Here is a 25111-nt window from a genome sequence, read left to right as displayed (position 1 = left end):
CGTGCGCAAGCGGTATCGACGGAGGAGACGGGCTTCGCGCCGCGCGCGAAGGCCCCCATTCAGCGTTGTCGTGCACGGTCGTTCGCGCGCCGCGCGGCGGCATGCGGGATGATGCAATGCGGCGAACATGCTGCGGCAATGTGTGCCGTGCGTTCAGTCTCTTCGCGGGCTGGCTGCCCGTGGCTCCCTTGTCCCTCGTCGGCGTCGCGCGATCGGCAGCGCTTGCGTCGTTCCTCGCACGCGGTGCGGCACGCGCGGCTCGCTTCGAAGTGGGTCGGCAAGCGCCGTTTGCGGTCGCCGTCTCGACTCTTTGTTGCAGTCGCATTAGCAGTCTGTCTTGTAGTCCGTTGCGCAGTCCCTGTTGCACGCAGTTCACGTTGTACTTGCTGGTTGCAGTTCCGCAGTCGCAGTTCATCAATCAACAGACCCTGGCTTCCCCGAGGAAACTCATCGTGACGTCTTCCGGATCGGCGCGCCCCGCCCGCCGCAACACTGCCTCGCCCACCGCTCGCCCGGCCGACGCCGCGGCGCCCGACGTCCTGTCCAACGCTGCCGCGCAAGCCGCCAAGGCCTCGAAGGCCTCGCAAACCTCTGTGCCCGTCAAGCAGGACAAGGCGCCAAAAGCAACGAAATCCGGCAAGGCCGAAAAGGCCGCGACTTCGGCCACCGCCAGCAAGCCGGCCAAGGTCAAGATCAAGATCGAAGGCGACGCGACACTCCCGCGCGCCGCGAAGACGGCAGAGCTCCAGGGCGTGTCGCAAGCTGAGCCAGCCGCCGCGCCCGCCGTAAAGAACGGCGGCCGCACGCGCGAGGACAAGGACCACCCGCTGTTCCAGGACATCCGCTATCTCGGCCGGCTGCTCGGCGACGTGCTGCGCGAGCAGGAAGGCGACGCCATATTCGACGTCGTCGAAACGATCCGGCAGAACGCGGTGCGCTTCCGTCGCGAGGACGACAGCGCCGCCGCGCAGACGCTCGACAGGAAGCTGCGCTCGCTGACGCCCGAGCAGACCGTCAGCGTCGTGCGCGCGTTCAGCTATTTTTCGCATCTCGCGAACATCGCCGAGGACCGTCACCGCAACCGTCGTCACCGCATTCACGCGCTCGCGGGCTCGGCCTCGCAGCCGGGCACGATCGCGCATGCGCTCGAGCGGCTCGTCGCGGCCGGCGCCGCCGCGACGCCGGTGCTGCAGCGGTTTTTCGACGACGCGCTGATCATGCCGGTGCTGACCGCGCACCCGACCGAGGTGCAGCGCAAGAGCATTCTCGACGCGCAGCACGACATCGCGCGGCTGCTCGCCGAGCGCGACCAGCCGCTCACGAACCGCGAGCGCGCACACAACGAAGCGATGCTGCGCGCGCGCGTCACGTCGCTGTGGCAAACGCGGATGCTGCGCGACGCGCGTCTGACGGTCGCCGATGAAATCGAGAACGCGCTGTCGTACTACCGCAGCACCTTCCTCGAAGAACTGCCGGCGCTGTACGCCGACATCGAGGAGGCGCTGAAGGAGCATGGCCTCGAAGCGCGCCTGCCGCCGTTCTTCCAGATGGGCAGCTGGATCGGCGGCGATCGCGACGGCAATCCGAACGTCACCGCCGACACGCTCGAAAACGCGATCACCCGTCAGGCCGCGGTGATTTTCGAGCACTACCTGGTGCAGGTGCACAAGCTCGGCGAGGAGCTGTCGATGTCGAATGTGCTCGTCGGCGTGAGCGATGCGCTCAATGAGCTCGCGGACATCTCGCCCGACCACTCGCCGCATCGCACCGACGAGCCGTATCGTCGCGCGCTGATCGGCATCTACACGCGGCTCGCGGCGAGCGCGCGCGTGCGTCTCGGCGAAGGCAGCGTGCCGCTGCGCAGCGCCGGCCGCGGCGTCGCGCCGATTCGCGCGACCCCCTATGACGACGCCGCCGACTTCGTGCGCGACCTGCACGTGCTGATCGACTCGCTCGCCGAGCATCACGGCGCGCCGCTCGCCGCGCCGCGTCTCGCACCGCTCGCTCGCGCGGCCGAAGTGTTCGGCTTCCATCTCGCGAGCATCGATCTGCGGCAAAGCTCGGACATCCACGAAGCGGTGATCGCCGAGCTGCTCAAGTGCGCAGGCGTCGACGACGATGACGCGGCGCTCTCCCAAGCGGACAAGCTGAACGTGCTGCTCGCCGAACTCGCGCAGCCGCGCGCGCTGCGCGTGCCCTACGCCGAGTACTCCGACCTCGTGAAGAGCGAGCTCGCGGTGCTCGAAGAAGCGCGCCTCACGCGCGAGAAATTCGGCGCGCGCGCGGTGCGCAACTACATCATTTCGCACACGGAAACCGTCAGCGATCTGGTCGAGGTGATGCTGCTGCAGAAGGAAACGGGTCTGTTGCGCGGGCGTCTGGGCGACGAGCACGACCCCGCGCGCGCGGGCCTGATGGTGATCCCGCTGTTCGAGACGATCCCCGATCTGCGCAACGCGCCGCACATCATGCGCGATCTCTTCGCGCTGCCCGGCATCAGCACGCTGATCGAACATCAGGGCAACGAGCAGGAAGTGATGCTCGGCTACTCGGACAGCAACAAGGACGGCGGCTTCCTGACGTCGAACTGGGAGCTGTATCGCGCGGAGCTGGCGCTCCTGTCGCTGTTCAACGAACGCGGCGTGACGCTGCGTCTGTTCCATGGACGCGGCGGCACCGTCGGCCGCGGCGGCGGCCCGACCTATCAGGCGATCCTGTCGCAGCCGCCGGGCACCGTCGACGGTCAGATCCGTTTGACCGAGCAGGGCGAGGTGATCGCGAGCAAGTTCGCGAATCCGGAAATCGGCCGGCGCAACCTGGAGACCGTCGTGGCAGCGACGCTCGAAGCGTCGCTGCTGCCGCACGACCACACGTTGGCCGAGCTGCCGGTGTACGAGGAAACGATGCAGCACTTGTCCGATACGGCGATGGCCGCGTATCGCGCGCTCGTCTACGAAACGCCGGGCTTCAAGGAATATTTCTTCGAGTCGACGCCGATCGCGGAGATCGCCGAGCTGAACATCGGCAGCCGCCCCGCGTCGCGCAAGCTGCAGGACCCGAAGCAGCGCAAGATCGAGGATCTGCGTGCGATTCCGTGGGGCTTCTCGTGGGGCCAATGCCGGCTGCTGCTGACCGGCTGGTACGGCTTCGGCAGCGCGGTCACCGAGCATCTGGACAGCGCGCCGTCGGACGCCGAGCGCGCGCGCCGTCTCGCGCTGCTGAAGAAGATGCACAAGAGCTGGCCGTTCTTTTCCAACCTGATGTCGAACATGGACATGGTCATCGCGAAGACCGACCTCGCGGTCGCGTCGCGCTATGCCGCGCTCGTGACCGACAAGAAGCTGCGCAAGCACGTGTTCGAGCGCATCGTTGCCGAGTGGGAACGCACGTCGAAGGTGCTGTCGGAGATCACCGGCAAGAGCGAGCGGCTCGCCGAGAATCCGCTGCTTGCGCGTTCGATCAAGAACCGCTTCCCGTACCTCGACCCGCTCAATCACCTGCAGGTCGAACTGCTCAAACGCTATCGCGCGGGCGACACCAATGCGCGCGTGCGGCGCGGCATTCATTTGTGCATCAACGGGATCGCGGCGGGGTTGCGCAATACCGGTTGAGATCGACGCTGAAGCAGGCAGAAGCCGGGTGTGGTCCACACAGGCCACACCCGGCTTTTTTCATTGCGCGTCGAGATGGCGAACAACGCGTTGCGCGAATCCAGCCGCTACAATAGAGCCCGCCGTGTACCAGTACAAGTTCGGCAATTATTCTGGTATCTCTATTACTCCCCTCCACGCGCAGCCGATAGCATGACGACGCCGTCCTCCGCCGATCACCCGCCGCCGCTCGACGCCACGCCGGCGCGCGCGCTCGGCGACTTCATCCGCGCCCATCGCGAGCGGCTGTCGCCGCAGGCGGTCGGTCTGCCGCCGGGGCCGCGCCGCCGCACGCCCGGTCTGCGGCGCGAGGAAGTCGCGCAGTTATGCGGCGTGAGCCCGACCTGGTACACGTGGATCGAGCAGGGCCGGCCGGTGTCCGCTTCCGCCGATGCGCTCGCGCGCATCGCGGTCGCGTTGCAGCTGTCGCGAGCGGAGCGCGCGTATCTGTTCGAGCTGGCCGCGCAGCGCGATCCGGCCGAGCCCGACCCCGCCGCCGCCGATGCGCCCGCCACGCTGCTGCAAACCGTGCAGCTCATCGACACGCCGGCCTATGTGCTCGACCGGCAGTGGAATGCGCTCGCGTGGAACGGGCGCGCGGCCGATCTGTTCGTCGGCTGGCTCGACGGTGCACACGACCGCAACCTGCTGCGCTACACGTTCACCGAGCCGGCCGCGCGCGCGTTGATCGTCGATTGGGAAACGCGCGCGCGGCGGCTCGCCGCCGAATTCCGCGCCGACTCGATCCGCCATCTGAACGATGCGCCCACGCGCGGGCTGATCGATTCGCTGTCGGCCGCGAGCGACGAGTTCGCGCGCTACTGGGCCTCGCAGGACGTCGGCGGGCGCGAGGGCGGCAGGCGCGAGTTCAACCATCCGCGCGACGGGCGCATCGTTTATGACCAGATCACCTTCAAGCCCGCGCATCGCGAAGATCTGAAGCTGGTGGTGCTGGTGCGCGAATAGGCTCGCGAATGGGTCCGCTAATGGGTCCGCGAGCGGCGGCAGCGCCTTGGCCGCCCTCGCCCGGTGTTAAAATCTCCGTCTTTCTTCGCTGCGGCGGCGCTTCTGCACGACTCGCGCACTCGCGTTGCCAGCCTCCTCACCGCTCGTTCTTACCGCCCAACACCATGACGTCCCAATTGCACAAAAAAGGCGAAGCCTGGTCGGCTCGCTTCTCGGAGCCGATGTCGGAGCTCGTCAAACGCTATACGTCGTCGGTCTTCTTCGACAAGCGTCTGGCGTTCGTCGACATCGAAGGGTCGCTCGCGCACGCGTCGATGCTCGCCGCGCAGAAGATCATTTCCGCCGACGACCTCGCCGCGATCCAGCGCGGCATGGCGCAGATCAAGGGTGAAATCGAGCGCGGCGAGTTCGAATGGCAGCTCGATCTCGAAGACGTGCACCTGAACATCGAAGCGCGCCTGACCGCGCTGATCGGCGATGCCGGCAAGCGCCTGCATACCGGCCGCTCGCGCAACGACCAGGTCGCGACCGACATCCGCCTGTGGCTGCGCGGCGAGATCGACCGCATCGGCGAACTACTGACCGAACTTCGCGTAGCGCTGCTCGAAATCGCCGAGAAGAACGCCGCGACCATCATGCCGGGCTTCACGCACCTGCAGGTCGCGCAGCCGGTCACGTTCGGCCACCATCTGCTCGCCTACGTCGAGATGTTCTCGCGCGACGCCGAGCGCATGGTCGACTGCCGCAAGCGCGTGAACCGTCTGCCGCTCGGCGCGGCCGCGCTCGCCGGCACCAGCTATCCGATCGACCGTCACGCCGTCGCGAAGACGCTCGGCTTCGACGGCATCTGCGCGAATTCGCTGGATGCGGTTTCCGACCGTGACTTCGCGATCGAATTCACGGCCGCGTCCGCGCTGGTGATGACGCACGTGTCGCGCTTCTCCGAAGAACTGGTGCTGTGGATGAGCCCGCGCGTCGGCTTCATCGATCTGGCCGACCGTTTCTGCACCGGCTCGTCGATCATGCCGCAGAAGAAGAACCCGGATGTGCCCGAACTCGCGCGCGGCAAGACCGGCCGCGTGAACGGCCATCTGATGGCGCTGCTCACGCTGATGAAGGGCCAGCCGCTCGCGTACAACAAGGACAACCAGGAAGATAAGGAGCCGCTGTTCGATACCGTCGATACGGTCGCCGACACGCTGCGCATCTTCGCTGAAATGGTCGCCGGCATCACGGTCAAGCCGCAGGCGATGCGCGAGGCCGCGCTGCAAGGCTTCTCGACCGCGACGGACCTCGCCGACTATCTGGTCAAGCGAGGCCTGCCGTTCCGCGACGCGCACGAAGCCGTCGCGCTCGCGGTTCGCGTCTGTGCCGATCGCGGCTGCGATCTCGCCGACCTGACGCTCGACGAAATGCGCAGCGAACTGCCGAACGTCGCGCATCTGATCGGCGACGACGTGTTCTCGTATCTGACGCTCGAGGGCTCGGTGGCGAGCCGCAATCATCCGGGGGGCACCGCGCCCGAGCAGGTGCTGGCCGCGGTGAAGGCGGCGCGTGCGGCTTTGAAGTAATCGATGATCGTGCAGCGCCGTGAGCCTGGCTTGCGGCGCGGCCGGTTGAACCGAGAGCGAAAAGGCGGACCCGTTTGGCGGGTTCGCCTTTTTTGTTGCCGCGTGTAATTGGCGAATCGCAGGTAAAAGAAAGCCCGCGAGAAGCGGGCTGAAAAGACTTCCACCGATGCCTCGCATGAGGCCGCCAGAGTGTAGGCGGGTTCCGCCCGCCGACCAACGCGTGCATATTTCCGGCCAGTACATCGGAAAGCAAAGCGCGTCGTCGCGGCACGCGCAATGATATTCAGCGGGCGAACGCCAATTGAATCCCGCCGGTTTTTGACTACCATTCAATCAGGTTCTTCTCGCGGTTCGTCGACGATGCTCTCGCGCACTTCTCCCCGTCCTGTTCCCCGTGTGGCCCCGCACTTCTTCACCGCAGCACCCAGGCATCGGCTGTTGCTCGCCGCGCTTGGTGTCGTTGCCGTGGCCGGTTGCACGATCACTCCGCTGACGAAGCACGAAACCGTCAGCACACCGGTCGCCGCGATCAACAGCGCGACGCTCGATCAATATCGCGACGCGGTCGCCCGACGAATCGTCGAGCGCAATCCGTCGTATGTGCTCCAGGGCAGGCCTCAGCCGATGCTGCGCTCGCTGGTGGTGGTGTCGTTCACGGTCGATCGTGATGGACGCATCGTCCAGTCGTCGGTGTATCGCACCAACGGCGACGACGAAGCCGAAAGCACCGCGCTTGCGTCGCTGCGCCGCTCGGCGCCCCTGCCGCTACCGCCCGGCAAGCTGCTGAACGGCCGCGGCCAGCTCGAGCTGTTCGAAGACTGGCTGTTCAACGACAACGGCAAGTTCCAGCTGCGCGAGCTCGCTTCGCCGCAAGCGGAAACGTACGACTGAGCGCGGTTGGCGCGTGCGCCAACCCGCACCATCACGCGCATCGCCGCATTGGAGCAGGCCACACATGACCTGCTCGAGTCATTGCGCATCGCTCTTAACGCACCCCTCGTTGCCGCGCAAGCTTACGCCGCCATTGCTGCGCGACGAGCGCGCTCGCTATAATTTTCGGATTCCCCGCGCCGGAGCCTTCCGGCATGGCTCACGCCGCCCGCACACCCGCCGGCGCGGCGCATGAGCCGACTGCAGTGCCGCGGCGCCACCCGCGTGCGGCGCCCAAACCTATACCTCAACGAGGATGCCGCCGTCGCGCGCCGCCAGTCTGCGAAGCAAGGCTCAGCGCGCCGCGGCCTCACGACAATTGGAGACCCCTGCATGTCCACTTCGCCGATTTCCGCGGCTCAGCCCGCAAGCGGGCAAAACAGTAGCGCGCGGATCATCTTCGCGAGCTTCATCGGCACCGCGATCGAGTTCTACGATTTCTATGTCTACGCGACCGCCGCCGCGCTCGTGATCGGACCGGTGTTCTTCCCGCACGGCTCGGCCACCGCGCAAGCGCTGTCGGCCTTCGTCACGTTCGGCATCGCGTTCGTCGCGCGACCGATCGGCTCGTTCCTGTTCGGCCACTTCGGCGACCGCATCGGCCGTAAGTCGACTTTGGTTGCGTCGCTGCTCGTGATGGGCGTGTCGACCACGCTGATCGGCTTCGTGCCGGGCTACGACGCGATCGGCAGCCTCGCGCCGATCCTGCTGTGCGTGCTGCGTTTCGGCCAGGGTATCGGCCTCGGCGGCGAATGGGGCGGTGCCGCGCTGCTCGCCACCGAAAACGCGCCGGCCGGCAAACGCGGCTGGTTCGGCATGTTCCCGCAGCTTGGACCGTCGATCGGCTTTCTCGCATCCAACGGCCTGTTCTTCGCGCTCGCCATGTCGCTGTCCGACGAGCAGTTCCGCAGCTGGGGCTGGCGCGTGCCGTTCCTCGTCAGCTCGGTGCTGGTCGCGCTCGGCCTGTACGTGCGGCTGAAGATCGCCGAGACGCCCGCGTTCCAGGCAGCGATCGAGCGCAAGGAACGCGTGCGCGTGCCGATCGCGACGCTGTTCTCGCAGCACTGGGTGCCGACCGTGCTCGGCGCGCTCGCGATGGTGGTCTGCTACACGCTGTTCTACAACGCGACGACCTTCTCGCTGTCGTACGGCGTCGGCTCGCTGCATATTCCGCGGCAGACGTTCCTCGGACTGCTGTGCATCGCGGTCGTGTTCATGGCAATCGCGACGCCGCTGTCGGCCCGCGCGAGTGACCGCTTCGGGCGCAAGCCTGTGCTGATCGTCGGCATCATCGCGGCGATCCTGTCGGGCTTCACGATGGCGCCGCTGCTCGGCAGCGGTGAGCCGCTGCTGGTGCTGCTGTTCCTCGTGATCCAGCTGTTCCTGATGGGCGTGACGTTCGCGCCGATGGGCGCGCTGCTGCCGGAGCTGTTTCCGACCAACGTACGCTATACGGGCGCCGGTGTTGCATACAACCTCGGCGGGATTCTCGGCGCGTCGGTCGCGCCGTATATCGCGCAGGTGCTGGCCGCGCATGGCGGCTTGCCGTGGGTTGGCGCGTACGTGTCGGTCGCGGCGGCCGTGAGCCTCGTCGGCGTGCTGTGCATGCGCGAGACGCGTGACGCGAGTCTGATGAAGTGATGCATTGCGAATCGACGCAACCCCGCTTGCGTCGATTCGCGTTTGGTAAATCCCCCGCCTTGCGCGTCTTTTTGACTTGCCTATACTCCCTGACATAACCCTATAAAAACCAGGGAGACTCGCATGAACGTCCATCTTCACAATGCCGATATCGTGATGATCATCGCGCTGGCCTTGCTCGGCTCGCTGCTGCTCGCGCTGCGCTTTCGTCCGGCGTCGTGGAAATCCATCGTCGTCGAAGCGCTGGCCGCGAACGCCGCGGCTATTGCCGCGGTGGTCGCATTCGAAATGCTGGTCGCCTGAGGCCAGCGGCTCGAGGAACTCGAGCGCGGCTTAGCGGTAGTAGCCGTGATGGTAGTAGCCACCGCCGCCGTAGTAGTAGCCCGGCGCCGGCGCGATGACGCAGCCGCCGAGCGCCGACGCCAGCAGTGCGCCGGCCAGGAGAGTCAGGATCAGGCGTTTCATGTTGTTCTCCATCGAGTCAGATTGATTCGAGCGCAAACCCCGAATGACCCGATTGGACACGATGCGCGCCCCGGCGAACGTTGCCATTTGTAAGGGAAGATCACCGAGCTGTTACAGGATCGGCGCGTTGGACGGGCGTGTTCGAACGACCTGCCCCGCTCTCACCTGATCGCGCCACCATGGCGAAAAACAGCGCCTATACTCGATTGAGCGCACTGTCGCGATAGAAGCCTTGCTGGCCGCGCCAGCGTCGCCGCAATGGAGCGGTTCGACGCGCGCCGCGCGAGCCTCGATGCACCGCGAGCTGCCAGCTGGCCGCCTTGGCGTGTGCGCATCGGACACTGCGGCGTCCAACGAAAAGCGACAGTTTTAACAGACGTGTAATCGATTCCTCTCCGCCCGCTGTTCCCCGACACGGGCGTTCTTTGAGGCGCGACGATGCAGTCCCCGCCCGCACGGGTGGACTACGCGTCGCGCCTCTTTTTCTTTTGCGCAAACGATTGCGCGATCTCAGGCGGCGGCCGATCCTTGCTGCATCGCGAGCACCGGCTCCGCCCCGTGAACGTAGTCGATCGCGTCGAGCGCCGCGCTAACGGGCGGTACCGAGCGACCGTCACCGATCGATGTCGAGCGATACGGCGTCTCGACGCCGCAATGCGATGGCGAAGTCGCGACGAAGATCATCACGGTGCGCTTCTGCAGCGCATGCGCGAGGTGCACGAAGCCCGTATCGGTACCGACCACGAGCGCGCACGCGTCGATCATCTGCGCGACTTCGGTCACGCTCATTTGCGGCAGCACGGTCGCGCCCGGTACCTGTGCGCAGATCTGCGAGGCTTCGGCAAGCTCGCCGTCCGAGCCCCACGGCAGAACCACACGAAAACCGCGCTCGCTCAACTCGCGCCCGACAGCCACCCAATGCGTGAGCGGCCATTTCTTGTCGGCTTTCGACGTGGCATGAAAGAGCGCGGCGACAGGCGCGTCCTGTGTCGCGAACGGCTGCGGGACGGCTGCGGGTAGCCGCAGGTCGTAGATGGGCGGGCCTTCCACTTCGTAGCCGAGCGCCTCGCTAGCGCTGATGCGCATGCCGTGCCACGCGCTGCCTTGCGGGCGTGGACCGAAACGCCCGGTATAGGCGAACGCGGCGCCCCGCTCGCCAAGATCCTGAGATTGATAGCCGAAGCGCCGCGACGAGCGCGCGAGGAAGGCGATGATCGCGCTCTTGTAGACGCCGTGAATGTCGATGATGTAGTCGTAGCGGTATGCGCGCAGCTCGCCGATCGATGCCAAGATCGCCTTCAGATCGCTCCAGCGACGCGCCTTCTTGAAGCGGCGCAGCGGCGCGCATAGCACGCGGTCGACGCCCTGGCTCCACTGCACGACTTGCGCAAATGCTTCGTCCGCCGCCCAATCCACCTGAACACCAGGAAATGCGCGTTTGATATCGGCGACGACTGGCAACGCCTGCACGATATCGCCTAGTGAAGTGACCTTGACGATTAGGATTCGCTTCATTGAGGGTCTCTTCGTTTTCCGAAGTGGAAACTATTCTAGCCGACGTTTTTACCGCCTCCCTGCCAAATGGGCATCGTGCCCGGTCCTGTTTTCAATACGGCGAATTACAACAAAAGATACCCCTGACGATCCAGCGTAGGTCATTTTTTCAAATGTCTTTCACGCATTCTGGTCGGTCCCGCACGTTTTATACTTGGCCCTTTGCACGAACCCAATTCATGTCCCGGCCCTTCCCCTCCCGTTCGCACGCTGTCATGCGTCGCACGAAACGCCTGTGGCGGCAATACGGCATCTTCTGGCTCGGTGCCATCGCCGTCGGCCTGGTCGCGGTGCTCTATGCGCGCCTGATCGACTGGGGCTATGACGCGTTTCTCGATGTCCGGCAGCGGTATCCATGGGCACCGCTCGTGATCACACCCGCGGTCGCGGCACTCGCGGTCTGGCTCACGCGCAAGTTCTTTCGCGGCTCCGAGGGCAGCGGCATCCCGCAGGTCATCGCAACGCTGCACACGAAGCAGCGCGGGTATGGCGCGAGGCTGCTATCGCTGCGGATTCTGCTCGGCAAGATCGGCGTGTCTTTTATCGCGATTCTCGGCGGCTTGACGATCGGCCGTGAAGGACCGACCGTGCAGGTCGGCGCCGCGCTGATGTTCAATCTGCGCCGCTTCTATCCGCGCTCGAATGCGCAGATCGAACGGCAGCTCGCACTGGCGGGCGCGGCAGCGGGTTTATCGGCTGCGTTCAATACGCCGCTCGCGGGCGTCGTGTTCGCAATCGAGGAATTGACGCGCAGCTTCGAGGCGCGCACGAGCGGTGTGCTGATCACCGCGATCGTCGTTGCGGGTGTCGTCGCGCTCGGCCTGAACGGCAACTACACATATTTCGGCACGATCAGGATCGGCGCGCATTTCCCCGATCTGCTCGCCGTCGCGGTGGTGATCACCGCAATCGTCACGGGAATCGCGGGCGGCATTTTCGGCTGGCTGCTGCTCAATACCGCGCGCTGGATTCCGGCGCCGCTGCGCCAGTTGCACGGCAAGCGGCCGGTCGTGTTCGCCGCGCTGTGCGGCTTCGCGATCGCCGTGGTCGGCGTGATCGCGGGCGGCGCGACGTTCGGCAGCGGCTATACCGAAGCGCGTGGCCTGCTGGAGGGACACGGGCAGTTGTCGGTGTTCTATCCGTTCCTGAAGATGATCGCGATGGTGGGCTCGTACCTGCCAGGCATTCCGGGCGGCATCTTCGCGCCGTCGCTGTCGATCGGCGCGGGCTTCGGCAATCTGCTGCACATGGTGTTCGATTCGATGCAGTTGCCGATGCTGATCGCACTCGCGATGGTCGGTTATCTGGCCGCGGTCACGCAGTCGCCGATCACGTCGTTCGTGATCGTGATGGAGATGATCGACGGTCACGCGCTCGTGATTTCGCTGATGGCCACCGCGTTGATCGCGAGCCGCGTGTCGCGCCTGTTCGCGCCGCCGCTCTACGAGTCGCTCGCCCAGCGCTACATGGCACCGCTGCCGCAACCGGCGCCCGCGCCGGTGCCGGAAGTGCCCGAGGCCGAGGTGCCGGAAGCGCAAAGCGTCGACGGCGAGCCGCCCGCCGGTGATGCCGCCGACGACATCACGACGGATACTTCCGGCTCGCCGCGTCAGTAGACGACCACGCGCGGCGCATGCACATATAGCGGCCGCGCCGGCACGACGACGCAGCCGGCCAGCATCACCGCCAGCGCGGCGAGCACGAGCAGGTTCTTTTTCATGCGCATTTCTCCACGGTCAAAGGCGCGTCGCAAGCACGATCGTCGGCCGCATCACGCCCAGTGTCCCGGTACCCAGCGATAGTTCGGGCCATGCTCGATCCAGTGGCCGGGCATCCAGCGATAGCCGACGCGCTCGGCCTGCCAGTGTCCGGCGATCCACACGTAGCGGCCGCGATCCCAGCGCCAGTGACCGTGATCCCACACATAGCCGGCGCGCGCCGTGGGCACCGCTTCGAAGCGTTCGACGGGCGGCGCGGACGGCGCGACGATGACGACTTCCGCGGCCGAAGCCGAGGCCATCGCGGCGGCCCCCGCGGCAATCAGAACGGTGTTGGCAAGCAGCAGGCGAAAGGTTCGGTTCATGATTTCCCTCTCAGGTTGAACACCGGATGCGGCGTTACCGGTTTAATGCGCGAGGGCGACACGAGGCTGACGATGTGCGTGTAACGGCACCCGCTGAAGTGCAACGGTTTATTTCGACCGGGAAATGACGAGCGCCGTGGCGGCGCGAAGAGAGGGCTTCAGACAGAAGCCAGAGGAACAGCCGAACGCCGCATTGCATCGCGTCGATCCAACGCGATGCAATGCGGCGTCCTGCACATGATGCGAGATGGACCGCGGTCCATCGGAAGCTCAGGCCTGCGGTATTTCGATCTTGACTTCGAGCACTTCGAGATCGTCCTGACGCTCGAGACTCACGCGTATGTCGTCATCGGAAATCTTCACATACTTCGAGATCACGGCCACCAGTTCGCGTTGCAACGCAGGCAGATAATCGGCTGGCGCATGGCCGCCGGCGCGCTCGTGCGCGATGATCAACTGCAGGCGTTCCTTCGCTACCGACGCGGACTTCTTTTTCTCGCCCAGCAAAAACGAAAGAATCGACATTACGTGCGCTCCCCTTACTTGGTGCCGAAGAGGCGCTGCAGCAGCCCGGGCTTCTGGTAATCGACAAAGCGAAGCGATTTCTGCTCGCCGAGGAAACGCGACACGACGTCCTTATAGGCTTCGGCCACATCGGTGCCGTCCAGATGCACGGCCGGCAGACCCTGGTTCGACGCGTGCAGCACCGCTTCCGACTCCGGAATCACGCCGATCAGATCGATGCGCAGAATTTCCTGGATGTCGGTCAGCGACAGCATTTCGCCTTCGCTGACGCGCTTCGGGTTGTAGCGGGTAATCAGCAGATGCTCCTTGATCGGCTCCTTGCCTTCGATCGCACGCTTGGTCTTCGACGACAGGATGCCGAGAATGCGATCGGAGTCGCGCACCGACGACACTTCCGGGTTCGTCACGATCAGCGCTTCGTCGGCGAAGTGCATCGCCAGCAGCGCGCCCGACTCGATACCGGCCGGCGAATCGCAGACGATGTATTCGAAGTCCATCGCGGTCAGATCATTGATGACCTTCTCGACGCCTTCCATCGTCAGCGCGTCCTTATCGCGCGTCTGCGAGGCCGGCAGGATGAACAGGTTCTCGCACTTCTTGTCCTTGATCAGCGCCTGGTTCAGATTCGCTTCGCCCTGGATCACGTTGATCAGGTCGTACACGACGCGGCGCTCGCAGCCCATGATGAGGTCGAGGTTGCGCAGGCCGACGTCGAAGTCGATCACGGCGGTCTTGCTGCCGCGCAACGCGAGGGCCGACGCAAAGCTCGCGCTCGTGGTCGTCTTGCCCACGCCACCCTTGCCCGAAGTCACCACAATGATTTTTGCCATTACCCTTACCTTGTGTTCGTCAAATGCGTCAATTTATGCGCGGCGCGCGTCGCCCTGAAACGCCGCATGCCGAAATCGCTCGGGCAGCGCGCGTTGCTCGGCGCTTTACGTGAGCCGCAGCGGTTCGATCATCAGTTTTTCGTCTTCGAGCCAGATCTGCACCGGCTTGCCGAGCACGTCGGCCGGCAGCGGGTTCTCGGTCGTTCGATAGATGCCCGCGATCGAGATCAGTTCCGGTTCGAGACACGTACAGAAGATGCGCGCGTCGTGATTGCCCTGCACGCCGGCCAATGCCCGGCCGCGCAGCGGCGCGTAAATATGGATGTTGCCTTCCGCGATCACCTCGGCGCCATAGCTGACGAGACCGAGCACCACCAGATCGCCTTTCGCGTAGATGCGCTGGCCGGAGCGCAGCGGCTTGTCGACCACCATCGTTTGCGGCGACGTGGCGAGGCGCACCGGCTCGACGGCGGAGGTGGGTTCGACGGCGCCGGAAGCGGTGCTGGCTGATGCGCTCGTGCCGGCGGCTGCATCGGGGCCCGCCGCCGCGCTTGCCGCGCTCGCCGTGCCGTCCTCATCGGTCTGTCTGGCCGGCGCGCCGCGTCGGTCGCGCGCTTCGAGCAGCGGCAATCCCGACTCCGTCGCCCACTGTTGCTCCGCATTCGCGACCACGCCGACCGGACGCATGCGCACGCTGTCGAGCAGTTGCGCGATGTCGGCGAGCGGCACGCGTTCGTTGTCGGCGAGACGCCGTACGTCGATCGCGACGACGTCGTTAGCGAAGAATTCGGGCGTCGCCTCGAAGCGTCGCGTCAGTTCGGCACGCATCGCATCGAGGTCGGTCGTTTTGACCACGAACATCAGCGTGTCGACAGAGCCGCTGCGCAGTTCGAAAAAGGGCGATTTCTTGGGCGACATAGCGTTCGGCAAAAAATTTTGCGTATTTTACAGGCGTACGTGCGCGCGGCCACTTTTTTTCCCGGGAGAATCGGTGCTCGCGCGTGGGCGCGACGCGTGTCGTCGATGCGATCGACGCGCGACGGCGCAAAGAAATACTGGCGGGAGAAAAACCGTGATGAACGGACGGCGAAGACGAGCGGCACGCGCGACGCGCCGCTTGGGTGATCACTGTTGAAGCACCTGCGAGGTAGCCGGCACGTGCCGCACCAGCAGACTTTCGACCTGCTCGGGCGCGCGCTCGACGCGCCGGTGCTCGCCGGTCGGGCCAAAGCCGAGCGCCTCGTAGAAGCGCATTGCGTTGCGGTTCGTGTCGGCGACCCACGCGTAGATTTCCGTGGCGCCCGCATTCGCGAGCCAGCTGCTCGCCGTGTCGACGAGCAGTTCGCCGCCGCGCAGATGACGCACGGCCGGCGCCACCCACAATTCGCAGACGAACGCGCGGCGCGCCGCGGTGTCGTCGAAATGCGCCTCGACGAGGCCGGCCGGATGGCCCTCGGTGTAAAGCAGGAACGTGCCGACGGACTGCGAAACCGCGTGATTCGCCGCGGTCGCGTCGAAACTGGCGGCATCGGCCGACAACGCATCCTCGAGCGTCGCGCCAAAGGCATATGGCGCCTCCCGCAGCGAGGCGGTGCGGAGTTCGCGAAATACGGCGCCCTGATCAGCAGTGATGCGGCGAACGGTCAATGACGGACTCATGCAGACGAAAACCCCTGGAAACCCTAACGCGTAGCTTTAACCGAACCGGCCGGCGAGTCAAATTTATTATTGACCAGAATATGCGATCCCGCTCACGGCGCGTCGTAGTTGCCGGTGCCGTCCGGCCACGGCGTCAGCAGCTCATAGCCGTCGTCGGTCACGGCGACCATGTGTTCCCATTGCGCCGACAGCGAGCGGTCCTTCGTGATCACCGTCCAGCCGTCGCGCTGCACCGACGTGCCGGCGCGGCCCGCGTTGATCATCGGCTCGATCGTGAAGACCATGCCCGGCTTCAGCCGCACGCCCTGCCCCGGCTGGCCATAGTGCAGCACCTGCGGGTCCTCGTGATAGATCTTGCCAATGCCGTGCCCGCAGTAGTCGCGCACGATCGAGAAGCCCTCGCGCTGCGCGACCTTCTGGATCGCGTGGCCGACGTCGCCGAGCGTCGCGCCCGGCTTCACCTCGCGGATGCCGGCCACCATTGCCTCGTAGGTCGTGTCGATCAGCGCACGCGCGACCGTGCTCGGCTGGCCGACGCAGTACATGCGGCTGGTGTCGCCGAAATAACCGTCCTTGATGATCGCGACGTCGATGTTGATGATGTCGCCGTCCTTCAGGATCTCGCCGCGATTCGGAATGCCGTGACACACGACATGGTTGACCGACGTGCAGACTGTCTTCGGAAAGCCCAGGTAGCCGACGTTGGCCGGAATCGCCTTCTGCGTGTGGACGATGTAGTCGTTGCACAGCGCGTCGAGGTCGTCGGTGGAGACGCCTGCCTTGACGTGCTCGCCGATCATTGCCAGCACATCGGCGGCGAGGCGGCCCGCAATGCGCAGTTTCGCGATATCGTCGGGAGTCTTGTAGGTAATGGCCATGAATTCAGTCGATGTGAGTCGCGGGTCAAACGCGAAATGACCCGCCGCGCCCGAAAGCCCGGCGGCCCGCAACCGCCGCTCGATGGGCGATTTCGGGCAATTGTACAGAGGATCGCGGAGGGACCCCGAGCAAACCGGCTGAAGAGATGCTCGGCAGGCGGCGGCGCTGGCGGGGCGATTTCGGGCTCGCGCCCGAATCAGAGTGACCCCGTTCGTGCGTGGTGGGCTTGCCCGGCCTGCGCGCTCACATGGACTTTGGGAAAAAAGCTCGAACGTTCATCGAGCCATGCAACGCCATCGCTCAGTTTCCCGAACTAAATCGCGGACGTCCAGTCAGGCCGACCGCTGCATCCCGCTCTTCGCATATCGTACGGATCACGCGAATTGCGTGTGGCTGCTTCGGGGAAAGCGCGGCGGCGGCCGCGTCGCTCGCGGATGGTGATGAAGGGGTTGCGGGTGGCATGAGGCGCCCAACCCCTCGCCTCGATACGCTGAGGCAAGGGGTCGGGCGCGGTTCTTACCGACGCTCAGGGTTGCTTGCGTCGATATCTGCGGCTTAGTTGTCGGGATTCGCCGCCGTAAAGCTTTGGAACGCACTGTACGCCGGATTCAACGGTGTGCCGTTTTTCACGATGCCGAACGTCTGGTCGCCGCTGTCGAGCACGTAGTACATGACGCCCTGGATATTGTGCGTCTTGCGATTCTGATAGAACTCGCCGAGCCTCGTCGTGATGTAGTTCCCACGATATGTCTCGTCTCGTTCCGGTCCGGTGTTCCACTCGGTGATGAGGAACGGCACGCCGTAACGGGCCTTGCAATAGATCGGCAGATCGAAGCCCGGTTGGGCGCCGTCCGCACCGAGGGAGAACACGTCGCCATACACCTCGTAGTTGTGCCACGTGGTGATGTCCCAGCGCACGGTCGGGTGGCCGCTGCTACCATCGGGCTGCATACCGTCCCACAGCGCGTCCGCCGCGCCGACATCGTTCACACAGAAATTGATGCCGCATTTCGCGTTGGACTGAACCGACTTCACACCGTCGATCATGCCGCGCATCACGCCGCGCATCACCGGCCAGTTCGTGTTGTTGAAGTCCGACGCCTTCGTGCCCGCACAGGTGAAGTCCAACACTGTGGCGTTAGTGCGCGTCAACTCGTTGCCGCATTCGTAAATGGTCACGCCATACGGCTTCAGTGCGTTCGCGATGCCTTGGGCGACCGAGTAACCCTGGTTGTAAGCGGCACTCTCGTTGGCGAACAGGTTGCCATTGGAGTCGTAGACGCCCTGATTGACCAGCACGATCAACGTCATGCCCGCCGACTGGAAAGCCTGCGCAAGCCCGATCAGTGCGTTCAGCTGGGTCGAAGTGTTGGTGCAGCCCACGCGATAGCTGGTGCAGCCCATGCCCTTCAGGATCGATACGACCTGTTGAGGCGTGTAGGTGTAGTCGAAGTGGCCGTTCATGCCGTAGAACATGCCCGCGGCCGGTGCGATCGCGGTGCGCGGATCGTTACATGGCAGCCAATGACCGGCGGTTTCGTTGTTCACGTAGAACTGGCCACCCGTGCCGCAATGCCAGATCTTGCCGCCGTACCACAACAGAAGCGAGACGTTGTACGTGTTGCCTACGGTCGCCCCATTGCAGTAAATGACACCGTTGGTCACCGTCCAGATGTTGTTGGACTTGTCGATGATGTACGACGAACCGGGGATCGTGGTGCCATCAGCCGAGGTGCCGCCGAGGCGCGGGTCGAGGCAACCCTTCCAGCCCGAGCCCGTCCATTGATAGAACTGACCACCCGTGCCCTCGTGATAGATCACGCCGGCGTAAAACAGGACCATCTGCACGTTGTAGGTGTTGCTTGCCGGCGAACCGTTGCGGTAGACCGAGCCACCGACACCTCCGGACAGCGTCCAGACGTTGCCGGAGTTGTCCGTGATGGACGAGGCGGGCGGAATGGAGACACTGTTCGGATCGCTCGTCTTCGCGACGGCCGTTTTGGAAGCCGCGGTACCTGAAGCGCCGCTTGCAGCGGCAGCAGCGGCAGTCTTGTCGTCCGCGGTTCCGGATCCGCCGCCACCGCATGCGGCCAAAAGATAACTTGCGCTCAGGGCCGTCAGGCCCCCAATGAATTGACGTCGTTTTATCATCGCGGAGTAATTCCAAATGTCGGGAAAATTCCCGATAAAAAGACCAAAGGTGAATTCGCTGTGATTCGGACGGACAATGCGTAAGGATTCGATGCAAACGAATTTGCATTCCTTAAAAACATTTGTCCCGAGGTGCCGTGGAACGCACGTCTGTGATGTCCGATTGAACCGATGCTCGCGAAGAGGCTCCTCGCGGTGGTCCAGATTGACAATGCTGGTGCGCGTCAGTCCGCAAACGTTTGCCTTGCGAACCTTTTACCGATTACTGCCGCAGCTGTTGTTTTCCAGGAAAATTCTTCCCGTAAAAGCTGCTGACGGCGTAAATCGTACCCTGAATGAATGACCGAGCCCAACCAAAAATCGTATTTATTTGTAAAAAAGGGCAGATCTTGCCGAGATCTGTGGGGTCGGCGAAGATTCGCGCTTTAAGAAGTCGATCGGGGGGCGGGTCGCCCGCAAATTTTCTGACTTCGACCCCTTATAGCGCGCGGCGGCCATGTCCTGAATGCGTCCCCGCATATGACTCAGGGGAGAGCACAGCACGTATCGCTTAAGGGATTTGTATGGAAATGGGAATGAAAAAGACCACGAGCAACGAATAGCTCATGTACAAGAAATTGAAACAATCGATTTCGCCAATAGAAATGATGCTTCAACAATATCGGATTGACTTGACAAAACAATTCGAAAACCAAAAAACAAAAAACCCCTTGATCACGATGATCAAGGGGTTTCAGAATTTGGCGGAAAGGGTGGGATTCGAACCCACGGTACGGGGAAACCGTACGCCTGATTTCGAGTCAGGTACATTCGACCACTCTGCCACCTTTCCGGGTATTCCAACTTGTTGCTGCTTCGTCGGATCCAAGCGGGCCGTTGCTTGGGAGAAAAAGATTATAAAACAGCTCGAATCAGTTTTCCAAGCCCCTCGACGAAAAAACTTCTAAATTTTTTCCGAGAGGCGTGGGTGCCGGCAGCGGCACTGTCAGCCAAGCTGACGATACCGCGTCTACGCACACGCCGGTGACGCTCAGGCCGCCGGCACTTCCAGCCGCTCCACTCCGCCGAGGTATGGCCGCAATGCCGTGGGCACCGTCACCGAGCCATCGGCGTTCTGGAAGTTCTCGAGCACCGCGACGAGCGTGCGGCCCACCGCGAGACCCGAGCCGTTCAGCGTATGCACGAGTTCCGGCTTGCCCTGCGCGTTGCGGAAACGCGCCTGCATGCGTCGCGCCTGGAACGACTCGGTATTCGAACAGCTCGAAATCTCACGATAGGTGTTCTGCGCGGGCAGCCATACTTCGAGGTCATAGGTTTTCGCTGCGGAGAAACCCATGTCGCCGGTGCACAGCGTGATCACGCGATACGGCAGTTCGAGCTTCTGCAGAATCGCCTCGGCATGGCCGACCATCTGCTCGAGCGCGTCGTATGATGCATCAGGAGCGACGATCTGCACCATCTCGACCTTGTCGAACTGATGCTGGCGGATCATGCCGCGCGTGTCGCGGCCGTACGAGCCCGCCTCCGAGCGGAAGCACGGCGAGTGCGCGGTCAGCTTGATCGGCAGTGCGTCCGCTTCGACGATGCTCTCACGCACCGTGTTGGTCAGCGAAATTTCCGAGGTCGAGATGAGGTACTGCGTGACCGTGCTTTCACCGCCGCCCTTCTCGACGCGGAACATATCGTCCGCGAACTTCGGCAGCTGGCCGGTGCCGTACAGGATGTCCGGATTCACGATGTACGGCGTGTAGATCTCGGTATAGCCGTGCTGCTGCGTGTGCGTGTCGATCATGAACTGCGCGAGCGCGCGATGCAGCCGCGCAATCTGGCCGCGCAGCATCGTGAAGCGCGCGCCGGACAGCTTCGCGCCTGTCTCGAAGTCGAGGCCGAGCGGCGTGCCGACGTCGACGTGATCCTTGACCTCGAAGTCGAACTGGCGCGGCGTACCCCACCGGCGCACTTCGACGTTATGGGCTTCGTCGTTGCCGACCGGCACGCTTTCGTGCGCAAGGTTCGGCACGCCGAGCAGCAGGTCCGACAGACGCTTCTGGATGTCTTCGAGCTTGACCGCCGACGCCTTCATCTCGTCGCCGATGCCGCTCACTTCGGCCATTACCGCCGACGTATCTTCGCCACGCCCTTTCATCGCGCCGATCTGCTTCGACAGGCTGTTGCGGCGCGCCTGCAGTTCTTCGGTACGGGTCTGGGTATCGCGGCGTTCCGCTTCGAGCGCGGCGAAGGCCGCGACGTCGAGGGTATAGCCGCGGTCGGCGAGGCGCTTGGCGACGCCGTCGAGGTCTTTGCGCAGCAACTGGATGTCGAGCATGGGATGGGACGGATGTTCGTTGTATGAAAACGCGATTTTAGCGCACCGGCACAGGCGAAACGCCTCAAGCCTTCTTCGGCTTGTTCTCGGCGCGCCACCGCGCATCGAGCTCGCCAAGGCGCGCGAGCTTTTCGCCGATCTTGCCTTCCAGGCCCCGCGGCGTCGGCTCGTACCAATGCGGCTCGCGCATGCCGTCTGGCAGATAGGTCTCGCCGGCCGCGTACGCATCGGGTTCATCGTGCGCATAGCGATAATCGTGGCCGTAGCCGAGTTCCTTCATCAGCTTGGTCGGCGCGTTGCGCAGATGCACCGGCACCGCGCGCGACTGGTCCTTGCCGACGAAGCGCCGCGCCTCGTTGTACGCGTTGTACCCGGCATTCGATTTCGGCGCGACCGCCAGATAGATGATCGCCTGCGCGAGCGCGAGTTCGCCTTCGGGCGAGCCGAGACGCTCGTAGGTCTCGGCGGCGTCGAGCGTGATGCGCGCGGCGCGCGGGTCCGCGAGGCCGATGTCTTCCCACGCCATGCGCACGATGCGCCGCGCCAGATAACGCGGGTCCGCGCCGCCGTCGAGCATGCGGCAGAACCAGTACAGCGCGCCGTCCGGGTTGCTGCCGCGCACCGATTTATGCAGCGCGCTGATCTGGTCGTAGAACGCGTCGCCGCCCTTGTCGAAGCGGCGCAGATTTTCCGCAAGCGCACTGCCCAACAGCGCGCCGTCGATTTCAGTGGTCTTCTGCTGGGCGGCCGCGCGCGCGACGATCTCGAGGTTGTTCAGCAGCTTGCGGCCGTCGCCGTCGGCGGAGCCGATCAGCGCGGCGCGTGCTTCGTCGGTGAACGTGAGGCCGCCGAGCTCCTTCTGCGCGCGTTCGAGCAGCTCGCGCTGTTCGTCGTCGGTCAGGCTCTTCAGCACGTAGACCGCGGCGCGCGACAGCAACGCGCTATTGACCTCGAACGACGGATTCTCGGTCGTCGCGCCAACGAACACGAACAGGCCCGACTCGACGTGCGGCAAGAACGCGTCTTGCTGGCTCTTGTTGAAGCGATGCACTTCGTCGACAAACACCAGCGTCTGATGGCCGTTCGCGCGATGGATCTGCGCGGTCTCGACCGCCTCGCGGATATCCTTCACGCCCGACAGCACCGCGGACAACGCGATGAACTGTGCGTCGAACGCATCGGCCATCAGCCGCGCGAGCGTGGTCTTGCCGACGCCGGGCGGGCCCCACAGGATCATCGAATGGGCCTCGCCCGATTCGAACGCGACCCTGAGCGGCTTGTTCGGACCGAGCAGATGCGACTGGCCGATCACTTCGTCGATATTGCGTGGCCGCAGGCGTTCGGCAAGCGGAACATTGGCACGGGTTTCTTCAAACATGACGTTTTGGGGATAATCTCGGCTTTCCAGGTACGCGCCGCGTTGAAGCGGCGCCGCGCGGGACAAGCGCAAAGCCCGCGCACGGCCGCAAGCAGACGCAACAACGCGGGCAACGTCCTGCATTATGACAGTGACGGCGGCGGCGCGACGGCCGACCCGGCGCGCCGACAGCGCATAAATTCACAGCACAGAGCTTCACCGCACCACCACGAGGAACACACATCAGATGGCTCAAGATTCTGTCGCCGGCGAGGCCGGCTCCACCTACGCGCCGCTCACGCCGGTGCCCGACGCGCGCCGCGCGTTCCGTACCGGCGACGCGTTCGCGCTGTGGTTCTCACTGGGCATCGGCCTGCTCGTCGCCCAGGCGGGCGCGCTGCTGGTGCCGGGGCTGTCGCTGCCGCACGCGCTCGTCGCAATCGTACTGGGCAGCGTGATCGGCGTCGTGCTGCTCGCGCTCGCGGGCGTGATCGGCACCGACACCGGCCTCGCGGCGATGTCGTCGCTGCGTCCGACGCTCGGCGTGCGCGGCGCGTCGGTGCCGGCCGTGCTGAACATGGTGCAACTGGTCGGCTGGGGCTCGTTCGAAGTGATCGTGATGCGCGATTCCGCCGATGCGCTCGCGAAACAGGCATTCGGCCTGTCGATGCCGCTCGTGTGGACCGTGATCTTCGGCCTGCTCGCAACCTTGCTCGCGATCAGCGGCCCGCTGTCGTTCGTGCGGCGCTTTCTGCGCAAGTGGGGGATCTGGCTGCTGCTCGCGGGCGCCGCGTGGCTCACGTGGAACCTGCTCGCGCGCCACAATCTCGCGGACCTGATGCAGCGCCCCGGCACCGGCGAGATGTCGTTCGGCGGCGCGGTCGACCTCGTGGTCGCGATGCCGCTGTCGTGGCTGCCGCTGATCGCCGACTACACGCGCTTCGGCCGTCGCGCTGGCGAGACGTTCCGCGGCACGCTGTCCGGCTATGGCATCGCGAACATCTGGTTCTATGCGCTCGGCGCGGTCTATGGCCTCGCGGCCGGCGGCGGCGATGCATTGCTCACCGGTGCGCTCGCGCAAGCAGGCGGCGGGTTTGCGCTGCTGCTGATCCTGATCGACGAAATCGACAATGCGTTCGCCGATATCCATTCGGCCGCGGTGTCGACCGGCACGTTCTGGACGCGCGCGAGCGTGCCGTTGCTGTCGGCTGCGTTCGGCGCGCTGTGCACGCTGATCGCGCTGCTCGTGCCGATGGCGAAATACCAGAACTTCCTGCTGTTGATCGGCTCGGTATTCGCGCCGCTGTTCGGCGTCGTGCTGATGGATCACTTCATCGTGCGCAAGCGCCGCATCGATGCCGCGGTCCTCGCCGATCCGCGCGGGCGCTACGGCTTCTCGGGCGGTTGGCACCTGAGCGCGTTCGTCGCGTGGGCGATCGGCATTGCGTCGTATCAGGTGATCAATCAATGGCTGCCGAATCTCGGCGCCACGCTGCCGTCGCTCGCGATCGGCGCGGTGTGCTACTACGTGTTCGTATCGGCGCGCAAGACTGCGTATGCATGAGCGCGCCAGTCTGAGCGCGTTGCATTAGACGCGGCCGCCAGAAAATAAAAAGACCTGCAATGCAGTTGCAGGTCTTTTTTATGGCGGTAAAACCGCCTGCCGCCGTTCGCGCCGCCGGCTATTTCTTCGCGGCTTTGCGCCGACGCGATTCGACCTTTCGACACAGGTCCGTGAGCAGCCAACGGGCGACAGTCTAAGGGCGGTTCGGCGCGTACGACACGAATTTGCTCTCGTTCGAGAAATGGACGACGACGGTGCCCGTCATGATGCGATAGGTTCCGGCATAGTTCACGCCGTCCGATTCGACACTGAGCGCGTGGGTGGTTTCGTGTTCCGCGAAAGTCAAAGGAAGAGCGATATCTCAAAAACGAGTATCTCTACGATTTTTCGGAAGTCAAAAAGGATATGCAATTCGTTGCATATTGAAATATTACCGACAGGTAATCATTGCGGTTTTTGCCCGACAAACCCAAATAATGTGCACGCTATGCGCATGAAAAATCTCACGGCTATTGCCGTTCAAAGGAAACCGACGGCGCATCAGCGAAACGTTCGAGCGCGCGATTGCCTTCCCGATGGGCTTCGGCCTCATCGATAAAAGTTTTTTCGCTATATGCAATGACCTTGAAACCACTTCCCGCCGACCGTGGAACCGTGATCCCCCAATGCCACCCACCCTCCTGTTCGAATACATGGAGGGACGGGGACAAGCGTAAATCGTGTGACGTAGACAATCTCATGACATGCCTCACCTTTCCAGACATTCGAAGCGACAACCAGCTTCGACCAGTTTAGGCGTTATTTTGTTGCGTTGCAGCAAAAAATTGTTAGAGACTGCGCGCCCAATTCTGGAAATGATCGGACGCGCTAACTCAGCCCATCAGCGATGCCGGTCTTTACAGTCTCGCACTAAATCATTACGTCTGCCGGTACGACGATTTGATTTTCATCGCGGCACAG

Annotated in this window: 21 protein-coding genes and 1 tRNA gene; 8 read left to right on the top strand and 14 right to left on the bottom strand. The window is 64.0% G+C overall.

Translation table 11 applies throughout. The features are described from left to right. Nucleotides 1-452 precede the first annotated feature (452 nt). The 6 genes from ppc (at nt 453) to AB3X89_RS18390 (ending at nt 9061) form a co-directional block, all read left to right on the top strand. Complete coding sequence (gene ppc, locus AB3X89_RS18415; RefSeq protein WP_368584551.1) at nt 453-3611, top strand: phosphoenolpyruvate carboxylase; 3159 nt, start codon at nt 453-455, stop codon at nt 3609-3611. Nucleotides 3612-3803: 192 nt separating this feature from the next. Further along, nucleotides 3804-4616 carry a helix-turn-helix transcriptional regulator gene (locus AB3X89_RS18410; protein ID WP_368584550.1) on the top strand — a complete coding sequence of 271 codons (813 nt, stop codon included), beginning with the start codon at nt 3804-3806 and terminating at the stop codon, nt 4614-4616. Between the two features lie 164 nt (nt 4617-4780). Further along, nucleotides 4781-6187 (top strand): argininosuccinate lyase, encoded by a 1407-nt coding sequence (argH, locus tag AB3X89_RS18405; protein ID WP_368584549.1) that lies wholly within the window; start codon nt 4781-4783, stop codon nt 6185-6187. A 360-nt stretch (nt 6188-6547) separates the two neighbouring features. Continuing rightward, nucleotides 6548-7078, top strand: a complete 531-nt coding sequence (locus tag AB3X89_RS18400; RefSeq protein ID WP_368584548.1) for an energy transducer TonB — start codon at nt 6548-6550, stop codon at nt 7076-7078. A 372-nt stretch (nt 7079-7450) separates the two neighbouring features. After that, nucleotides 7451-8758 (top strand): MFS transporter, encoded by a 1308-nt coding sequence (locus AB3X89_RS18395; RefSeq protein ID WP_368584547.1) that lies wholly within the window; start codon nt 7451-7453, stop codon nt 8756-8758. 123 nt (nt 8759-8881) lie between these two features. After that, nucleotides 8882-9061 (top strand): hypothetical protein, encoded by a 180-nt coding sequence (locus AB3X89_RS18390; RefSeq protein ID WP_013088754.1) that lies wholly within the window; start codon nt 8882-8884, stop codon nt 9059-9061. A gap of 30 nt (nt 9062-9091) precedes the next feature. Here AB3X89_RS18390 and AB3X89_RS18385 read toward each other — a convergent pair whose 3' ends face one another. Together AB3X89_RS18385 and waaC are read right to left on the bottom strand one after the other, a co-directional pair. Then, entirely contained in the window at nt 9092-9223 is a 132-nt protein-coding gene (locus AB3X89_RS18385) for a hypothetical protein (protein WP_368584546.1), read from the bottom strand. 510 nt (nt 9224-9733) lie between these two features. Further along, on the bottom strand, nt 9734-10738 hold the full coding sequence (gene waaC / locus AB3X89_RS18380) for a lipopolysaccharide heptosyltransferase I (protein ID WP_368584545.1): 1005 nt from the start codon (nt 10736-10738) through the stop codon (nt 9734-9736). A gap of 254 nt (nt 10739-10992) precedes the next feature. Here waaC and AB3X89_RS18375 point away from each other — a divergent pair, with 254 nt between their 5' ends. After that, complete coding sequence (locus tag AB3X89_RS18375) at nt 10993-12393, top strand: chloride channel protein (protein ID WP_368584544.1); 1401 nt, start codon at nt 10993-10995, stop codon at nt 12391-12393. Nucleotides 12394-12548: 155 nt separating this feature from the next. On the opposite strand, the gene AB3X89_RS18370 is transcribed toward AB3X89_RS18375, so the two are convergent. From AB3X89_RS18370 to AB3X89_RS18325, 10 genes are all read right to left on the bottom strand, one after another. Further along, the gene (locus AB3X89_RS18370) at nt 12549-12860 is read right to left on the bottom strand and encodes a YXWGXW repeat-containing protein (protein ID WP_368584543.1); all 312 of its coding nucleotides are present in this window, start codon (nt 12858-12860) and stop codon (nt 12549-12551) included. Between the two features lie 270 nt (nt 12861-13130). Further along, entirely contained in the window at nt 13131-13385 is a 255-nt protein-coding gene (gene minE / locus AB3X89_RS18365) for a cell division topological specificity factor MinE (protein WP_008922443.1), read from the bottom strand. Nucleotides 13386-13399: 14 nt separating this feature from the next. Next, nucleotides 13400-14215 carry a septum site-determining protein MinD gene (minD, locus tag AB3X89_RS18360; RefSeq protein ID WP_368584542.1) on the bottom strand — a complete coding sequence of 272 codons (816 nt, stop codon included), beginning with the start codon at nt 14213-14215 and terminating at the stop codon, nt 13400-13402. Nucleotides 14216-14320: 105 nt separating this feature from the next. Continuing rightward, the gene (gene minC / locus AB3X89_RS18355; RefSeq protein WP_368584541.1) at nt 14321-15133 is read right to left on the bottom strand and encodes a septum site-determining protein MinC; all 813 of its coding nucleotides are present in this window, start codon (nt 15131-15133) and stop codon (nt 14321-14323) included. A 207-nt stretch (nt 15134-15340) separates the two neighbouring features. After that, nucleotides 15341-15874, bottom strand: a complete 534-nt coding sequence (locus tag AB3X89_RS18350; protein WP_368584540.1) for a GNAT family N-acetyltransferase — start codon at nt 15872-15874, stop codon at nt 15341-15343. A gap of 92 nt (nt 15875-15966) precedes the next feature. Further along, nucleotides 15967-16752 (bottom strand): type I methionyl aminopeptidase, encoded by a 786-nt coding sequence (gene map / locus AB3X89_RS18345; RefSeq protein WP_368584539.1) that lies wholly within the window; start codon nt 16750-16752, stop codon nt 15967-15969. A gap of 556 nt (nt 16753-17308) precedes the next feature. After that, a complete protein-coding gene (locus AB3X89_RS18340; protein WP_368584538.1) occupies nt 17309-18904 on the bottom strand; it encodes a hypothetical protein in 1596 nt (531 codons plus the stop codon). A 741-nt stretch (nt 18905-19645) separates the two neighbouring features. Next, nucleotides 19646-19736 (bottom strand) — tRNA-Ser (locus tag AB3X89_RS18335). 198 nt (nt 19737-19934) lie between these two features. Next, on the bottom strand, nt 19935-21230 hold the full coding sequence (gene serS / locus AB3X89_RS18330) for a serine--tRNA ligase (protein ID WP_368584537.1): 1296 nt from the start codon (nt 21228-21230) through the stop codon (nt 19935-19937). Between the two features lie 64 nt (nt 21231-21294). Beyond that, the gene (locus AB3X89_RS18325; RefSeq protein ID WP_368584536.1) at nt 21295-22608 is read right to left on the bottom strand and encodes a replication-associated recombination protein A; all 1314 of its coding nucleotides are present in this window, start codon (nt 22606-22608) and stop codon (nt 21295-21297) included. 226 nt (nt 22609-22834) lie between these two features. On the opposite strand from AB3X89_RS18325, the gene cytX reads away from it, so the two are divergent. Next, nucleotides 22835-24151: a putative hydroxymethylpyrimidine transporter CytX gene (cytX, locus tag AB3X89_RS18320; protein WP_368584535.1), complete on the top strand. Its 1317-nt coding sequence runs from the start codon at nt 22835-22837 to the stop codon at nt 24149-24151. Nucleotides 24152-24344: 193 nt separating this feature from the next. Here cytX and AB3X89_RS18315 read toward each other — a convergent pair whose 3' ends face one another. Both AB3X89_RS18315 and AB3X89_RS18310 read right to left on the bottom strand, forming a co-directional pair. Further along, a complete protein-coding gene (locus AB3X89_RS18315) occupies nt 24345-24497 on the bottom strand; it encodes a hypothetical protein (protein WP_368584534.1) in 153 nt (50 codons plus the stop codon). Between the two features lie 163 nt (nt 24498-24660). Beyond that, nucleotides 24661-24891, bottom strand: a complete 231-nt coding sequence (locus tag AB3X89_RS18310; RefSeq protein ID WP_368584533.1) for a hypothetical protein — start codon at nt 24889-24891, stop codon at nt 24661-24663. Between the last annotated feature and the right edge of the window lie 220 nt (nt 24892-25111).

The organism is Paraburkholderia sp. BR14320 (genome assembly GCF_040948665.1).
Classification (GTDB): domain Bacteria; phylum Pseudomonadota; class Gammaproteobacteria; order Burkholderiales; family Burkholderiaceae; genus Paraburkholderia; species Paraburkholderia youngii.
Note: the sequence above shows the minus strand (reverse complement) of the source record. Positions and strands in the feature narration are given on the sequence as shown.

Excerpts from the sequence above, each read along its gene's own strand:
- AB3X89_RS18375 (WP_368584544.1), top strand. The coding sequence starts at position 10,993 with ATGCGTCGCACGAAACGCCTGTGGCGGCAATACGGCATCTTCTGGCTC.
- serS (WP_368584537.1), bottom strand. The coding sequence starts at position 21,230 with ATGCTCGACATCCAGTTGCTGCGCAAAGACCTCGACGGCGTCGCCAAG.
- AB3X89_RS18410 (WP_368584550.1), top strand. The coding sequence starts at position 3,804 with ATGACGACGCCGTCCTCCGCCGATCACCCGCCGCCGCTCGACGCCACG.
- argH (WP_368584549.1), top strand. The coding sequence starts at position 4,781 with ATGACGTCCCAATTGCACAAAAAAGGCGAAGCCTGGTCGGCTCGCTTC.
- minC (WP_368584541.1), bottom strand. The coding sequence starts at position 15,133 with ATGTCGCCCAAGAAATCGCCCTTTTTCGAACTGCGCAGCGGCTCTGTC.
- AB3X89_RS18370 (WP_368584543.1), bottom strand. The coding sequence starts at position 12,860 with ATGAACCGAACCTTTCGCCTGCTGCTTGCCAACACCGTTCTGATTGCC.
- AB3X89_RS18325 (WP_368584536.1), bottom strand. The coding sequence starts at position 22,608 with ATGTTTGAAGAAACCCGTGCCAATGTTCCGCTTGCCGAACGCCTGCGG.
- minE (WP_008922443.1), bottom strand. The coding sequence starts at position 13,385 with ATGTCGATTCTTTCGTTTTTGCTGGGCGAGAAAAAGAAGTCCGCGTCG.
- AB3X89_RS18395 (WP_368584547.1), top strand. The coding sequence starts at position 7,451 with ATGTCCACTTCGCCGATTTCCGCGGCTCAGCCCGCAAGCGGGCAAAAC.
- AB3X89_RS18340 (WP_368584538.1), bottom strand. The coding sequence starts at position 18,904 with ATGATAAAACGACGTCAATTCATTGGGGGCCTGACGGCCCTGAGCGCA.
- waaC (WP_368584545.1), bottom strand. The coding sequence starts at position 10,738 with ATGAAGCGAATCCTAATCGTCAAGGTCACTTCACTAGGCGATATCGTG.
- AB3X89_RS18350 (WP_368584540.1), bottom strand. The coding sequence starts at position 15,874 with ATGAGTCCGTCATTGACCGTTCGCCGCATCACTGCTGATCAGGGCGCC.
- AB3X89_RS18310 (WP_368584533.1), bottom strand. The coding sequence starts at position 24,891 with ATGAGATTGTCTACGTCACACGATTTACGCTTGTCCCCGTCCCTCCAT.
- AB3X89_RS18390 (WP_013088754.1), top strand. The coding sequence starts at position 8,882 with ATGAACGTCCATCTTCACAATGCCGATATCGTGATGATCATCGCGCTG.
- minD (WP_368584542.1), bottom strand. The coding sequence starts at position 14,215 with ATGGCAAAAATCATTGTGGTGACTTCGGGCAAGGGTGGCGTGGGCAAG.
- AB3X89_RS18400 (WP_368584548.1), top strand. The coding sequence starts at position 6,548 with ATGCTCTCGCGCACTTCTCCCCGTCCTGTTCCCCGTGTGGCCCCGCAC.
- cytX (WP_368584535.1), top strand. The coding sequence starts at position 22,835 with ATGGCTCAAGATTCTGTCGCCGGCGAGGCCGGCTCCACCTACGCGCCG.
- AB3X89_RS18385 (WP_368584546.1), bottom strand. The coding sequence starts at position 9,223 with ATGAAACGCCTGATCCTGACTCTCCTGGCCGGCGCACTGCTGGCGTCG.
- map (WP_368584539.1), bottom strand. The coding sequence starts at position 16,752 with ATGGCCATTACCTACAAGACTCCCGACGATATCGCGAAACTGCGCATT.